The following is a 13,377-nucleotide window of genomic DNA, read 5'->3' as shown; positions in this document are numbered from 1 at the left end:
GGCCGCCGGACCAACAGCCACCGGCCTACGCCCCGGCCCCGGCGGGGAGTGACTGCCCCGCGGGGTCCGGGGCCGGGGCCGTCGGAGTGCCCCGGCCCGGGCGGCGCAGGAGGAGGGCGACCAGGACGGCGGCCACCGCCAGGGCCGCCGAGCCGCAGCGCAGGGCGAGGTGGATGCCGTCGGTGAAGGCGTGCTCGACGGCCTGCCGCAGCGGGTCGGGGAGCGGGTCCGCCGCGGTGCCGGTGGCGCCGGCCAGCGGGTCGGCGGCGCGGCCGAGGGCGTCGGACGGCAGGCCGAGGCGGGTCAGGGAGGCGCTCAGGGTGCTCGTCAGGCGGTGGGTCAGGACGGCGCCGAGGACGGCGATGCCGAGGACGCCGCCGAGTTCGCGCAGGGTGTTGACGGTGGCCGAGGCGGTGCCCATCCGCTCGGGGGCGACCCGCTGGAGGACGGCGACCGAGACCGGGGTGAAGGTCATCCCCATGCCCAGGCCGAGCACGAACAGCGTCCACAGGTACTCCGGGTAGCGGGCGTGCTCGCCGTACAGGGACAGGCCCGCGAGGCCGAGCGCGCACAGGGTGATGCCCAGCACCAGGGGCGGCCGGGGCCCGTGACGGCCGGCCAGCCGGGCCGAGAGGGGGCCGACCACGACGATCATCGCCGTCATCGGCAGGCCGGCGAGACCGGCGGCGGTCGGCGACCAGTCCAGCACGCCCTGCATCAGCAGCGGCAGGAAGAACAGCGCGCCGAACATCCCGAAGCTCACCATGAAGCCGCCGAGCAGCGCGCCGCCGAGCACACCGTCGCGGAACAGCCCGAGGTCCAGCATCGGCTCGGCGATCCGCAGTTCGAGCAGGAGGAAGGCGGCCAGCAGCAGGACCGCGAGCACCGCCGTGACGAGCACCCGGGTGTCCGTCCAGCCGCGCCCGGGGCCCTCGACCAGGGTGTGCACGGCCGCGCCGAGGCCGGCCGCGGAGAGCACGAGGCCGCCGAGGTCGACGCGGCGGGGGCGGGCCGGGATCGCGGGCAGCACCCGGCCGGAGAGGACGAGCGCGGCGAGGCCGATCGGCACGTTGATCCAGAACACGCTCGCCCAGCCGAAGGCCTCGACCATGGGCCCGCCGACCACCGGGCCGACCGACAGGCCCAGCGCGGAGACGCCGGACCACGTCCCGATCGCCCTGGTCCGCTCGCGCTCGTCGGTGAACACGTGCCGCAGGATGGCGAGGCTGCCGGGGGTCAGCAGCGCGGCGCCGACGCCCTGGAGCATCCGCGCGGCGACCAGCGTGCCGACGGTCCCGGCGAGCGCGGCGGCGGCCGAGCCGGCCGTGAACAGCGCGAGCCCGAGCCGGAAGACGGCGGTGCGGCCGTATCGGTCGCCGAGCGCGCCGCCGGTGAGCAGCAGGGCGGCGAAGACCAGGCTGTAGCCCTCGGCCACCCACTGGAGGCCGGTGATGCCCGCGTCGAGGTCCCGGCCGATACGGGGCAGGGCGTTGCCGACGATGACGTTGTCCAGCATGGACATGAACATGGTGACACAGAGCGTCGCGAGCGCGAGCCGCCGGCGCCGGGCGCCCGGCGCCGCGGTCCCCTCGGTCTCCCCCATCGGTGGTCCTCCCGGTTCGATCCTCCGAGCCCCTAACAGTGTTAGGTGCCGTTCCGACGGAGGACAGCGTGCACCTAACGGTGTTAGATTGCAAGCGAGATCCGCAGCCCGCCCGACGCACCGCGAGGAACAGCGAGGACCCCCATGCCGGCCGACGAGGACGACGCCGTCCAGCCCGCGCTCACCCGCGAGGCGCTCGCGCGGGCCGCGCTGCGGGTGCTGGAGCGCGACGGCCTGGCCGGCCTGTCGATGCGCAAGGTGGCCGCCGAGGTCGGGGTCAGGGCCGCCTCGCTGTACTGGCACGTGCGCGACAAGGAGGAGCTGCTGGACCTCCTCAACGACGCCCTGATGGCCGATGTCGAGGCCCCGCCGCGGACCGGCGACTGGCGCGTCCAGCTGCGCGGCTACTGCGAGCGCTACCGCGCCCACCTGCTCGGCCGCCGGGACGCGGCCAAGGTGGTGGCGGGCCGCCTCGCGCCCGGCCCGAACCTGCTGCACCTGATGGAGGACCAGCTGGACCGGCTGCGCGAGGCCGGCTTCTCCGCCGCCGACGCGGCGATGGTCTCCTACCTGCTCGGCGCCTACGTCCAGGGCTTCGTGCTCCAGGAGCAGTCCCCGATGGCGGCGGCCGAGACCACCGGCACCGGCCGGCGCGAGCTCGCCGACGCCGCCGCCGAGCGGTTCCGGGCGCTGCCCGCCGCCGAGTTCCCCAACCTGGTCGCGATGGCCGACGACCTGACCGGCCCGGACCTCGACACCCGGTTCGCCTTCGGCCTCGAACGCATCCTCGACGGGCTGGCGGCCCTGCTCCCGCCCGAACGCCGCTGACCGCCCGGGCACCGGCCGAAATCGTTCGACCACCGTCCGTCAGGCCGCTAGTCTCACGGGCGCCCGCATGAACCGCGCACCGAGGAGGCACCCGCATGACCGCGTTCCACCCCGTCGGAGAGCCCTACGCGGAAGGCCTGCTGGACGTCGGCGACGGCCAGCGGATCCACTGGGAGGTGTCCGGCAACCCGGACGGCAAGCCCGCCGTCGTGGTGCACGGCGGACCGGGCTCCGGGCTCAGCCCCCGCAACCGGAGGTACTTCGACCCCGAGCGCTACCGGCTCGTGCTCTTCTCCCAGCGCAACTGCGGCCGCAGCGAGCCGCACGCCGCCGACCCGGCGACCAGCCTGGAGCACAACACCACCCCGCACCTCGTCGCCGACCTGGAGCGGCTGCGCGAGCACCTGGGCATAGACCGGTGGCTGATGTTCGGCGGCTCCTGGGGCTCCACGCTGATCCTCGCCTACGCCCAGGAGCACCCCGAGCGGGTGTCGGAGATCGTGCTCAACGCCGTCACGACGACCAGGCCGGAGGAGATCGACTGGCTCTACCGGGGGGTCGGCCGGCTGCTGCCCGGCCCCTGGGAGGCCTTCCGCGACGCGCTGCCGCCCGAGGACCGCGACGGCGACCTGCTCGCCGCGTACGACCGGCTGCTGAACCACCCGGAGGAGAAGGTGCGCCACGCCGCCACCCTCGCCTGGGCGACCTGGGAGGACGCGGTGATCGCCCACGAGGTGCAGGGCTCGCCGAACGCCTACACCGCCCGGCCCGCCGAGGCGATGACCGCCTTCGTGCGGATCACCGCGCACTACTTCTCCCGCCGGGCCTTCCTGGAGCCCGGCCGGCTGCTGCGCGACGCGCACCGGCTGGCCGGCATCCCCGGTGTGCTGATCCACGGCGCGCTCGACCTCGGCAGCCCGCTGGACACCGCCTGGCTGCTCGCCAAGGCCTGGCCGGACGCCGAGCTGACGGTGATCCAGAGCGCCGGGCACACCGGCTCCCCCGCCACCGGGGAGACCGTCCTGGCGGCGATGGAGCGCTTCGCGCAGCGATAGGCCCACACGCGCAGTGACGGGCCATCAACGGTCCGCAGCAGAGGGTGACAGGCCGGCGCCGGCCGCCGACACTGGGGGGAGAAGCTCCCACGTCAACGGGTCGGCCGGTGCCGGCCGGTACCGGCCGCGGAGAGGGCAGGCCGGCCATGAGCACGCCGTCCGCCAGGCTCCCGATCGTCTATGTCCGGGGATACGCCGGAGGCAGCCCCGGGATCGAGAAGGCCGTGATGGATCCGTTCTACGGATTCAACCAGGGTTCGACGCACATCCGCGTCGGCCGCGAGGACAACCCCGTCTTCTACCAGTTCGAAAGCCCCTTACTGCGCCTGCACCTCGACGAGGACTACGACATCGTCGTGGAGGGGCGTCAGCCGCTCCCGGACGCGCCCCGCCCCGAGAGCATCTGGATCCACCGCTTCTACGACGTCTGCTCCGGCACCTTCGGCGGCACGGCCGAACCGTTCCAGCTGGAGACGGCCGCCAGGGACCTCCTGACCCTGATCGACCAGGTCCGGGAGAGGACCGGCGCGCCCAGGGTCAACCTGGTCGCCCACTCGATGGGCGGGCTGATCTGCCGCTGCCTGATCCAGAAGATCATCCCGGAGGAGCGCGGCGTCCGCGCCTCCGACTACGTGGCGAAGCTGTTCACGTACGGAACGCCGCACGGCGGCATCACCTTCTCCGTGGGCTTCGGGATCCCGGAGACGCTGCGCGACCTGTTCAACTTCAACGGCGCCGACATCTTCGGGCCCCGGCGGATGTACCAGTACCTGACGTCGAACCCCGGCGCGGAGCCGCCGGAGGGCTGGCGGGCCGTGGACATGCCGGACGACGACGGCGCCGGCGCCACCCCGGTGGCGGACGGCGGCTTCCCCCTCGACCGGGTGTTCTGCATGGTCGGCACCGACGCCGAGGACTACGACGTCGCCCACGGCATCTCGGCCGGAGCGGTCGGCCCGCGCAGCGACGGGCTGGTGCAGATCGAGAACGCCCAGGTCACCGGCGCGAACCGGGCCTTCGCCTACCGGAGCCACAGCGGCCGCTACGGGCTGGTCAACTCCGAGGAGGGGTACCAGAACCTGCGCCGCTTCCTGTTCGGCGACCTGCGGGCCCGCCTCGACCTCGTCGGCGTGTCACTGCCCGAGGAGGACGGCGTGGTCTGGCAGGCGGAGGCCCGGCTCTCGGTCCGCGGGCTGCCCGTGCTGATGAACGAACGGGTCGCCGAGCACTGGTGCCCGATCCAGCTCTCCGACCCGACCCCGGAGAGCCGGCGCACCCGGGCCGCGCTGGCCGGGGACGACGCCGTCCCGCTCGCGACCACCTTCCTCTCGACGCGGCTCCCCCGCCCGGCGCAGGACGACCCGCTGCGGTTCGTCCTCGACGTCAACCTGCTCTCGCTGCGCGAGCAGCACGGGCTGTTCCGCTTCCGCGACCACGTGCAGACCGCCGACTTCACGGACACCCTGATCATCGACGTGCGGCCGACGGGGCCGGGGTCGGCCCCGGTCGCCTGGGCGAACTGGAACTCCGAGGTGCCCGGTGCGATCCGGGGCCTCAGCCCGGAGGGCGAGCCCCTGCGGGACGAGGATCCGACGGAGCGCTCCTGGGCGTCCTCCATCCCGCTGCCGGCCACCACGCGCCCGATCCTCGGGCCCGACGCCCGGATCCGGCTCAGGGTCGACCCCTGGTGCTGAGCCTCAGGCGTGCCACCCGGTCTCCGGGTGGCCGCCACCGGCCCCGCTCCCGGGCACCGGCTGCTCGGCGGCCAGCAGGACGCGGCGCAGCAGGTCGGAGAGCTGGCGCCGCTCGACCGGGGTGAGGACGCCGAGCAGGCGCTGCTCCTCGCGGCCGACGACGTCCAGCGCCTGGCGCCAGGCCCGCCGGCCCGCCTCGGTGAGTTCGACGTCGACCCGGCGGCGGTCGTCGCTGGAGGGGGTGCGGACGACGAACCCGCGCCGTTCCAGCGCCTCCAGACGGCCGGTCACCGAGGCCGGCGCCAGGTTGAGGTCGGCGCGCAGGTCGGAGGGGGTGGCCCGGCCGCCGCGGCCGGCCAGCCCGTGCAGGGTGTCGAACTCGTGCTTCTGCAGGCCGTAGTCGGCCACGCCCTGCTCGCGGACCCGGCCGAGGTGGCGGGTGAGCTTGCTCATCCGGGTGACCGCGCCCTCGACGTCCGGGTCGAGGTGCGGCAGCACCGGCTGCCAGCGTTCGACGTGGCCGTCGGTCCAGTCCCGGGGCCGGCCGGCGGCCGGCCGGTGGGTCGCGCGTGTCATGCCCCCGAGTCTAGGGCCCCGGTGAGCCGCGGATTCGGGCGCCGATATTTCGTTGCCGAAATTTCGGTACCGAAATACAGTCCTGCCCGTGACACCGACCCAGCACCCGCTGCGCCTGCGCGGCTTCCGCCTGCTCTTCCTCGGCCGTTCGATCTCCACCCTGGGCGACGCCGTCGTCCCCGCCGCCCTCGCCATCGCCGTCACCCGGGCGACCGGCTCCTCCGGCGCGCTCGCCCTCGTCCTGGGCTGCGCGATGGTCCCCCGGCTGCTGCTGCTCCCGCTGGGCGGCGTCGTCGGCGACCGGGTCGACCCCCGGCTGGTCGCGCTCGTCACCGACCTCGTCCGGGCCGCCGCCCAGCTGGCCGTCGGCCTCGAACTCCTCACCGACGAGCCCAGGCTGGCACCGATAGCGGCCGCCTCGGCGGTCGGCGGCATCGCCTCCGCGTTCGCCATGCCGACGGCGACACCGCTGGTCGCCGCCACCGTGGCGGGGCCGCAGCGGATGCGGGCCAACGCGCTGCTCGCCTCGGCCGCGAACGTCGCCCGGCTGGGCGGCCCGGCCCTCGCCGGGCTGCTGGTCTGGACGGTCGGCCCCGGCTGGGCGTTCCTGCTGGACGGCGCCTCCTTCCTGGTCAGCGCGGCACTGCTGACGCGGCTGCGGGTCCAGCACACGCCCGGCGAGCGCCGCTCGCTGCGCACCGACCTGCTGCACGGGTGGAGCGAGGTGCGCTCGCGCGACTGGTACTGGACGAGCCTGATCGGCCACGGCGTCTGGAACGGCGCCGCCGCCGTGCTGCTCACCCTCGGCCCGCTGGTCGCCACCCGGCAGCTCGGCGGGGACGGCGTGTGGATCGCCATGACCCAGGCCGCCGCGTGCGGCGTGCTGGCCGGCTCGCTGCTCGCCGGACGCTACCGGCCGCGGCGGCCGGTGCTGGTGGCCAACCTGGGCCTGGCGCTGTACGCCCTGCCGCTGGCCGCCCTCGCCGTGGCGGCGCCGGCACCGGTCACGGTGGCCGCGTACGCGCTGGCGATGACGGGGCTCGGCTTCCTCAACCCGGTGTGGCAGACGGTGGTGCAGCAGGAGTTCCCGGCGCAGGTGCTGGCCCGGGTGACGTCCTACGACTGGCTGCTGTCGCTGGCCGCCGCCCCGCTCGGGTACACGCTGGCACCGCTGGCCGCCGACGCCTGGGGCAGCACCGGGCCGCTGCTGGTCACCGCCGTGCTGGTCGCACTCGCCTGCGCCGGCACGGCGGCCGCGCCGGGCGTCCGCCGGATCGGGCGGGTGGCGGAGGCCGGCTCGACGGCAAGCGCGGAGGTCACCGGGGGGCGTCCCGCCGACCGGGAGGCTCCCGCCGGGGCCGTCGGGCGAAACCCTACGATACGGTCATGATCGCCTATGCCCCAGCGGCTTTCTTCCTCCTCCTCTGCGGGATCGGAGTCCTTCGCGACCGACGCCGGTTCAGCAATGCCGTCCTGCTCGGCATCGCGGTCTCGCTCCTCTCCCTCGCCCTGCTCGCCGAGCTGCGCCGGGCGCCGACCCTGGTGGCCGAGCTGGCGGTGGCGCTGATCGCGCTGCTCCCGACCGTCGGCACCGTCGCCCTGGTCTGGTTCCTGCTCTCCAACGGGCTGACGATGATCCGCAAGGAGGGGATGCGGCTGGCGAACCTGCTGTCCCTGCTCGCCGGTCTCGGCATCCTCGCGGTGATCGCCCTGTTCGCCGCGGCGGTGGTGACCGGCTCCGAGCGCATCGGCATCCTCGCCGCGACGGCGATGCTGGTGGTCGGCTACGTCTCCTTCCTCTTCGTCTGCTTCGTCGGCTACGCCTTCCTCTACCAGCGCCACCGGCCGCGCGGCGACGTCGACTTCGTGGTGGTGCTGGGCTCCGGGCTGATCGGCGGCGAGCGGGTGCCGCCGCTGCTCGCCAGCCGCCTGGAACGCGGCCGCGAGGTCTACGAGAAGCAGGCCGCGCGCGGCAACCCGCCGGTGCTGATCACCTCGGGCGGCCAGGGCCCGGACGAGAAGCTCCCGGAGTCCCACGCGATGGCGGACTACCTGGTCGAACGCGGCTTCCCGGCCGAGCACCTGGTGCGCGAGGACCGCTCGCGGACCACCGAGGAGAACCTGCAGTTCAGCAAGGTGATCATGGAGCAGGCCAAGCCCGACTACCACTGCGTCATCGTCACCAACAACTTCCACGCCTTCCGGGCCGCCCTGATGGCCCGGAAGACCGGCGTCACCGGCCAGGTCTTCGGCTCGCCCACCGCCCGCTACTACTGGCCGAGCGCGACGATCCGCGAATTCGCGGCCGTCTTCCTCGCCCACAAGCTGGTCAACCTCGGGATCTGCGGCTTCCTCGCCGCCTGCGGACTGTTCGCCGCGGTGGCCGGCGGCTGACCGGGAGGCCGGTACGGCCCACGGCCCCGGTGGTCACCCGCGCGGACGCGCGGCCGTGACCACCGGGGCCTGCGCGTATGCGCCAGCCGTCGCGGCGCGGGCGCACCCGGCGTCCGGCGACCGCGGCGCGCCATGGCGGCGTCGGCCATGGCCGGGCAGCCGGGAACGGACGCCCGCCACATGGCGACGGACCGTCGGCTGCGCGACGCTGCCCCGACGACGTCCCGCGCTCCTCCCCCACCTGGAGTCCCCGATGGCCGTGTCCCCCACCGCGCGCCCTGCCGCCCCCGGCGTCCCCGGCGTCCCCGGCGTCCCCGCCGCCCCTGCCGCCCCTGCCGCCCCTGTGACCCGCTGTGCCGCCCGGTCGGTGCGCCGGCTCGCGAGCGCCCTGCTCGCCGCCGCCGCGCTGCTGCTTCCGGCGGCCCCCGCCCGTGCGGCGTCCGCCCCCGCGCCGTCCTCCGCGTCCGGCACCTTCCAGCAGGTCACCGGCTTCGGCAGCAACCCGGGCAACCTGGCGATGTACACCTACGCCCCGGCCGGTCTCGCCTCCGGCGCCCCGCTGGTGGTCGCCCTGCACGGCTGCCTCCAGAGCGCCGACGACTACCACCGGCACTCCGGCTGGCCCGAACTCGCCGACCGTTACGGCTTCGCCGTGGTGTTCCCGCAGACCGGTCCGGCCAACAACCCGCTCTCCTGCTTCCGCTGGTTCGACGCCGCCCAGGCCTCCCGGGGCGTCGGCGAGGCGGCCTCCGTGGTGCAGATGGTCACCAGGGCCGGCTCGCTGTTCGGCTCGGACCGGCAGCGGGTGTTCGTCACCGGCCTCTCCGCCGGGGGCGGCCTGGCGGCGGACCTGCTGGCCGACTACCCGGACGTCTTCGCGGGCGGGTCCGTCGACTCCGGCCTGCCCGCGCACTGCGCGACCACCCAGGCCGCGGCCTCGTCCTGCCAGAACAGCGACCAGGGCCTCACCCCCGCCCAGTGGGCGGAGAAGGTCCGCCGTGCCCACCCCGGGTACACCGGCCCCTGGCCCCGGGTGGCGGTCTGGCACGGCACGGCGGACACCACCGTCCGGCCGGTGAACGCCACCGAACTGCGCGACCAGTGGACGGAGGTGTGGGGCATCGGCCGCACCCCGGCCGCCACCCGGAGCCTGCCCGGCGGCACCACCGAGACCCGCTACGCCGACGCCGCCGGGCGGACCGCCGTCGCCGTGTACTCGATCGCGGGCATGGGGCACGGCCTGGCGGTCGCCCCCGGGTCGGGCACCGACCGGTGCGGCGCGACCGGCCCCTACTTCCTCGACACGATCTGCTCCGGCTACCACACCGCGCTGTTCTGGGGCCTGGACGCCGGCGGGCCGACCGTCCCCGGACTGCCCGCCCCGACCGGCCTGACCGCCACCCCCAACGGCGCCGACGCCGTCACGCTCGGCTGGCAGCCCGTCAGCGGCGCAGCCTCGTACCGGGTGTTCCGGGACGGCGCCCTCGTCGCGAGCCCGACGGGCACCGCGTACACCGACGGCGGGCTCGGCGCCGGAACCTCCCACGGCTACGCGGTGGCGGCGGTCGCCGCCGACGGCACCGCCGGCGCCCGCTCGGCCACCGTCACCGCCACCACGCCCGGCGACACCTCGCCGTGCTTCACGACCGACAACTACCACCAGGTGGCGGCGGGCCGGGCGACGCAGAGCGGCGGTCTGGTCTCGGCCCTCGGGTCCGGTCAGGCGATGGGCCTGTGGAACACCTTCACCGTGCACACCCTGCGGCAGACCGGCCCCGGGTACTACGTCCTCGCCGACGGGCAGTGCTGACCTCCCTCCCTGCCGACGTCCCCACCCCTGCCTGCCTTGACGAAAGGTTGACCTGCTCACGGCAGAAGTTTGGGGGCGGAAAAACCTATGGTCGGCGCATGCCTCCACTGCCCGCCGGACGGACCGCTCCCCTGCCCGTCCTGCCCTACCGCAAGCCCACCCCCGGCCGTGACTACTGGGTGTTCGACGACGTCCTGCCCGACCCGGACGCCGTCCGGCGCCGCTGCCTCGACCGGAACGACTGGACCGAGGGCTACCCCTACCGCCCGGAGACCTGGCCCGGCCTGCGGACCATGCCCGGCCTCGAACCCGCGGAACTGGCCCGCATCGAGGCCCTGGTCCGCAAGGCCACGGGGGCACCGCGGCTCTGGACGCAGTACGCCCCGGGCGGCGGCACCCTGAACCACAACTGCGTCCAGCTCGTCGGCGCCGGCGAGTCGCAGCCGCGCCCGCACACCGACTCCCGCGCCCTGTGCCGCTACGCGGCCGTCCTCTACCTGAGCCCCGGCGCCCCCAAGGACGCCGGCACCGGCTTCTACCGCCAGCGGTTCCCCGGCGGCCGCCTCGGCGGCAACCTGGTCACCGCCCCGCACGGCAACCTGGTCGAGGCCCTCGGCACCCGCCGCGTCCCCGCCGACGCCTTCACCGAGGACGTCCGCGTCCCCAACCGCTACAACCGCCTGCTCGTCTACCACGCCAACCTCATCCACAGCGCCACCTCCTACCACGGCCTCGCCCTGGAGGAGCGGCGGATGACGGCGGTCTTCTTCTGGATGGCCTGACCCCACACCGGGGCATCCCCCTACCCGCCGCCGACGCGGGCCCCGCGACGACCGGGTTCCTCAGTCCCCGATGAACCACAGACAGCTCCCGGGTGTCGCCGCACAGGCCGTCGGCAGCGCCGCGAGGTCGGTCACGGCGGCGGTCTCCGCGGCGTCGGCGCACAGCCGCAGCAGCCCCTCGATCTCGCCGAGCGCGGCCCGCGCCTCCTGCTCGCCGAACTGCGTGTCACCGTAGGGATCCACCCTCTGGAGACTGCCGGAACCGTTCACGTCGAGTCCGGCCGGCACCTGCGCCAGCGCCTCGCCGTGCTCGTACGAGCCCCGCAGGAGCGAGGCCCTGGACCCGGCCCAGTCGCTAGGCGCCGGTCGGACGGAATGCAGTTCCAGCTCGATCCCCATGAGCGCCTCCTCGGCGGTAGCCCAGCCCCCGGCCGGGAGCCTAGGGGGGATCGGTCGCCGGGAGTAGGTCCTGCGCCGCAGGCGCGCTTCCGGCCTGCCTGGCTAGGGTCGCTCCTCATGGAGACCACAGGAATCGGTCCTCGGCCGACGGCGGAGCGCGTGCGCGGCGTTCTGGAGCGGCTCGTCGCCGAGCGGGACATCTGGCTGTCGACGGCACACCCCGATCGCGGGCCGCACCAGGTGCCGCTCTGGTTCCTGTGGGACGGGCAGGCGGTGTGGATGTGCACCGACGCCACGTCCGTGACGGCGCGGAACGTGCGCCGGGAGCCGCGGGTGCGCCTGGCTCTGCCGGACACCGTCGACGTGGTGCTCGTGCAGGGCGAGGCGGAGTGCTTCCTCGACCAGGAGGTGCCCGACGCGGCGGCGGAGGCGTTCACCGGCAAGTTCGGGTGGGACCCGCGCGGGGAGGAAGGGTCCTTCCTGTACATGCGCGTCGTCCCGAGGACCGTGCGCGCCTGGCGCGGCGTGCCGGAGCTGCGCGGGAGGGTCGTCATGCGCGACGGGGCGTGGCTGGAGTAGCGGGCCGCGGCGTCTCCGCCTCAGGCCGGCAGGAGGTCGCGGGGGCGGGCGTGGCTCAGGCTCAGGCGGGTGAGGGCTGCGGCGAGGCGGGCGAGATCGTCGGGCGGGGTCAGGGCGGCGAGGGCGGCGGGGGTGCGGGGCAGGCCGAGGTCGGCGGCGGCGCGCAGGGCGCGGTCGTCGAAGGAGGGGCGCAGCACGGGCCAGACGCCCTGCGCCTCGCGGCAGAAGATGCCCGCGCCCACCGGGCCGATCCGGGGGAACTCGCGCAGCAGCTCGGCGATGCGGGCCGGGTCGCCGCCGGCCTCGTCGCGGAGCCGGCGGAGGTCGCCGTGCCAGCGGTCGAGGAGCAGGTCGGCGCCTCGCCCGAGGGCGGTCGCGGTGCTCTCGTCGTAGCGGACGTAGTGGGCGCGGCCGAGGGCGTCGACCCTGTCCTGCCAGCGGGCGGCGACCATGGCCTTCGGGGTGCGCAGCCCGGCCGCGGAGAGCTCCCGCGCGGCCGCGACGGCGAGGTCGGCGCTGATCCGCACCGAGCTGAGCGTGGTGAGGACGAGCAGCCGGTAGAGCGGGGCCGGCGTGTCACGGAGCCGGATGCCCGCCTCGTCGGCGTAGGTGCGGCCGAAGCGCTTCAGCAGGGCGCCGACCGTCTCCTCGTGGCCCATGGCGGGCCTCCTTTCCTCGCCCGTCCGGCACCTGCCCGGGTTGGCGGCGGTCATGCGCGGGGAGAGGTGCGGTATGACGGGCGGGACGGAGAACGCCGACCGGCCGGCCACCGAGGCGGTACGGCCGGAGTGGGCCGGGCTCGACCGGCTGGGGACACTGGAGCTGCTGCGGCTGCTGAACACCGAGGACCGCACGGTCGCCGGGGCGGTGGCGGAGCAGTTGCCGCGGATCGCCGTCGTGGTGGACGCGGTGGCGGAGCGGATGGCCCGGGGCGGACGGCTGGTCTACGCGGGCGCCGGGACGGCGGGGCGGCTCGGGGTGCTGGACGCGAGCGAGTGCCCGCCGACCTTCGGCACCGCCCCGGGCCAGGTGATGGGGGTGATCGCGGGCGGCCCGCAGGCGCTGGTGCGCGCCGTGGAGGGCGCGGAGGACCGCCCGGAGCTGGCGGAAGCCGATCTGGCGGCGCTGGGGCTGGGCGGTGAGGACACCGTGGTGGGCGTCTCCGCGTCCGGCCGCACCCCGTACACGGTGGCGGCCGTGCGCCGCGCCCGCGCCGCCGGGGCGCTGGGCGTGGGGCTGGCGGGGACCACGGGGTCACCGCTGGTCGCGGCCGCCGAGCTGGGCATCGAGGTGGTGACCGGGCCGGAGGTGGTGGCCGGCTCGACCCGGCTCAAGGCGGGGACGGCGCAGAAGCTGGTGCTGAACCTGCTCTCCACGGCGGTCATGGTCCGGCTCGGCAAGACGTACGGGAACCTGATGGTCGACGTGCGCGCGGGCAACGCCAAGCTGCGCGACCGGGCACTGCGGATCGTCACCGAGATCACCGGCGCGGAGGAGGAGACGGCGCTCCGGGCGCTGGCGGCCACCGGCGGCGCGGTGAAGGACGCCGTGCTGGTCGTCCTCGCCGGGGTGGACGCCCCGGCCGCCGCCCGGCTGCTCACCGCATCGGGCGGCCGGCTGCGCGAGGCGCTGGAGCTCGCGGGGCGGCGCTAGGGAC

General features: G+C 75.2%; 13 protein-coding genes. 9 read left to right on the top strand and 4 right to left on the bottom strand.

Annotated elements, in window-relative coordinates:
* Positions 1-25: 25 nt before the first annotated feature.
* A complete protein-coding gene (locus ABT238_RS07015; protein WP_350755896.1) occupies positions 26-1,603 on the bottom strand; it encodes an MFS transporter in 1,578 nt (525 codons plus the stop codon).
* Between the two features lie 144 nt (positions 1,604-1,747).
* Here ABT238_RS07015 and ABT238_RS07010 point away from each other — a divergent pair, with 144 nt between their 5' ends.
* The 3 genes from ABT238_RS07010 to ABT238_RS07000 all read left to right on the top strand — a co-directional run bounded on the left by ABT238_RS07010 (position 1,748) and on the right by ABT238_RS07000 (position 5,180).
* Positions 1,748-2,431: a TetR/AcrR family transcriptional regulator gene (locus ABT238_RS07010; RefSeq protein WP_350559397.1), complete on the top strand. Its 684-nt coding sequence runs from the start codon at positions 1,748-1,750 to the stop codon at positions 2,429-2,431.
* A 95-nt stretch (positions 2,432-2,526) separates the two neighbouring features.
* Positions 2,527-3,486, top strand: a complete 960-nt coding sequence (gene pip, locus ABT238_RS07005) for a prolyl aminopeptidase (protein ID WP_350559394.1) — start codon at positions 2,527-2,529, stop codon at positions 3,484-3,486.
* 146 nt (positions 3,487-3,632) lie between these two features.
* On the top strand, positions 3,633-5,180 hold the full coding sequence (locus ABT238_RS07000; RefSeq protein WP_350559391.1) for an esterase/lipase family protein: 1,548 nt from the start codon (positions 3,633-3,635) through the stop codon (positions 5,178-5,180).
* 3 nt (positions 5,181-5,183) lie between these two features.
* On the opposite strand, the gene ABT238_RS06995 is transcribed toward ABT238_RS07000, so the two are convergent.
* Positions 5,184-5,756: a MarR family winged helix-turn-helix transcriptional regulator gene (locus ABT238_RS06995; protein WP_350559388.1), complete on the bottom strand. Its 573-nt coding sequence runs from the start codon at positions 5,754-5,756 to the stop codon at positions 5,184-5,186.
* 88 nt (positions 5,757-5,844) lie between these two features.
* On the opposite strand from ABT238_RS06995, the gene ABT238_RS06990 reads away from it, so the two are divergent.
* The 4 genes from ABT238_RS06990 to ABT238_RS06975 all read left to right on the top strand — a co-directional run bounded on the left by ABT238_RS06990 (position 5,845) and on the right by ABT238_RS06975 (position 10,742).
* Positions 5,845-7,146 (top strand): MFS transporter, encoded by a 1,302-nt coding sequence (locus ABT238_RS06990; RefSeq protein ID WP_350755894.1) that lies wholly within the window; start codon positions 5,845-5,847, stop codon positions 7,144-7,146.
* Positions 7,143-8,150, top strand: coding sequence for a YdcF family protein (locus tag ABT238_RS06985; protein ID WP_350755892.1), 1,008 nt, complete (start codon positions 7,143-7,145; stop codon positions 8,148-8,150). Before ABT238_RS06990 ends, ABT238_RS06985 begins: the two co-directional genes overlap by 4 nt.
* Positions 8,151-8,403: 253 nt before the next feature.
* On the top strand, positions 8,404-9,960 hold the full coding sequence (locus ABT238_RS06980) for an extracellular catalytic domain type 1 short-chain-length polyhydroxyalkanoate depolymerase (RefSeq protein ID WP_350755890.1): 1,557 nt from the start codon (positions 8,404-8,406) through the stop codon (positions 9,958-9,960).
* A 98-nt stretch (positions 9,961-10,058) separates the two neighbouring features.
* On the top strand, positions 10,059-10,742 hold the full coding sequence (locus ABT238_RS06975; protein WP_350755888.1) for a DUF6445 family protein: 684 nt from the start codon (positions 10,059-10,061) through the stop codon (positions 10,740-10,742).
* Between the two features lie 60 nt (positions 10,743-10,802).
* Here the strand turns inward: ABT238_RS06975 and ABT238_RS06970 are convergent, their stop codons facing one another.
* Positions 10,803-11,141: a hypothetical protein gene (locus ABT238_RS06970; RefSeq protein WP_350755886.1), complete on the bottom strand. Its 339-nt coding sequence runs from the start codon at positions 11,139-11,141 to the stop codon at positions 10,803-10,805.
* Positions 11,142-11,258: 117 nt separating this feature from the next.
* On the opposite strand from ABT238_RS06970, the gene ABT238_RS06965 reads away from it, so the two are divergent.
* Positions 11,259-11,720 (top strand): pyridoxamine 5'-phosphate oxidase family protein, encoded by a 462-nt coding sequence (locus ABT238_RS06965; RefSeq protein ID WP_350559370.1) that lies wholly within the window; start codon positions 11,259-11,261, stop codon positions 11,718-11,720.
* Between the two features lie 20 nt (positions 11,721-11,740).
* On the opposite strand, the gene ABT238_RS06960 is transcribed toward ABT238_RS06965, so the two are convergent.
* Positions 11,741-12,379 (bottom strand): endonuclease, encoded by a 639-nt coding sequence (locus ABT238_RS06960; protein ID WP_350755884.1) that lies wholly within the window; start codon positions 12,377-12,379, stop codon positions 11,741-11,743.
* A gap of 73 nt (positions 12,380-12,452) precedes the next feature.
* On the opposite strand from ABT238_RS06960, the gene murQ reads away from it, so the two are divergent.
* Positions 12,453-13,373, top strand: a complete 921-nt coding sequence (gene murQ / locus ABT238_RS06955; RefSeq protein ID WP_350755882.1) for an N-acetylmuramic acid 6-phosphate etherase — start codon at positions 12,453-12,455, stop codon at positions 13,371-13,373.
* Positions 13,374-13,377: the final 4 nt, after the last annotated feature.

It is taken from the genome of Kitasatospora sp. NPDC001527 (genome assembly GCF_040298605.1).
Lineage (GTDB): Bacteria > Actinomycetota > Actinomycetes > Streptomycetales > Streptomycetaceae > Kitasatospora.
Note: the sequence above shows the minus strand (reverse complement) of the source record. Positions and strands in the feature narration are given on the sequence as shown.

Coding starts and splice junctions, on each gene's coding strand:
- ABT238_RS07015 (WP_350755896.1), bottom strand. CDS start 1,603: ATGGGGGAGACCGAGGGGACCGCGGCGCCGGGCGCCCGGCGCCGGCGG.
- ABT238_RS07010 (WP_350559397.1), top strand. CDS start 1,748: ATGCCGGCCGACGAGGACGACGCCGTCCAGCCCGCGCTCACCCGCGAG.
- pip (WP_350559394.1), top strand. CDS start 2,527: ATGACCGCGTTCCACCCCGTCGGAGAGCCCTACGCGGAAGGCCTGCTG.
- ABT238_RS07000 (WP_350559391.1), top strand. CDS start 3,633: ATGAGCACGCCGTCCGCCAGGCTCCCGATCGTCTATGTCCGGGGATAC.
- ABT238_RS06995 (WP_350559388.1), bottom strand. CDS start 5,756: ATGACACGCGCGACCCACCGGCCGGCCGCCGGCCGGCCCCGGGACTGG.
- ABT238_RS06985 (WP_350755892.1), top strand. CDS start 7,143: ATGATCGCCTATGCCCCAGCGGCTTTCTTCCTCCTCCTCTGCGGGATC.
- ABT238_RS06980 (WP_350755890.1), top strand. CDS start 8,404: ATGGCCGTGTCCCCCACCGCGCGCCCTGCCGCCCCCGGCGTCCCCGGC.
- ABT238_RS06975 (WP_350755888.1), top strand. CDS start 10,059: ATGCCTCCACTGCCCGCCGGACGGACCGCTCCCCTGCCCGTCCTGCCC.
- ABT238_RS06970 (WP_350755886.1), bottom strand. CDS start 11,141: ATGGGGATCGAGCTGGAACTGCATTCCGTCCGACCGGCGCCTAGCGAC.
- ABT238_RS06965 (WP_350559370.1), top strand. CDS start 11,259: ATGGAGACCACAGGAATCGGTCCTCGGCCGACGGCGGAGCGCGTGCGC.
- ABT238_RS06960 (WP_350755884.1), bottom strand. CDS start 12,379: ATGGGCCACGAGGAGACGGTCGGCGCCCTGCTGAAGCGCTTCGGCCGC.
- murQ (WP_350755882.1), top strand. CDS start 12,453: ATGACGGGCGGGACGGAGAACGCCGACCGGCCGGCCACCGAGGCGGTA.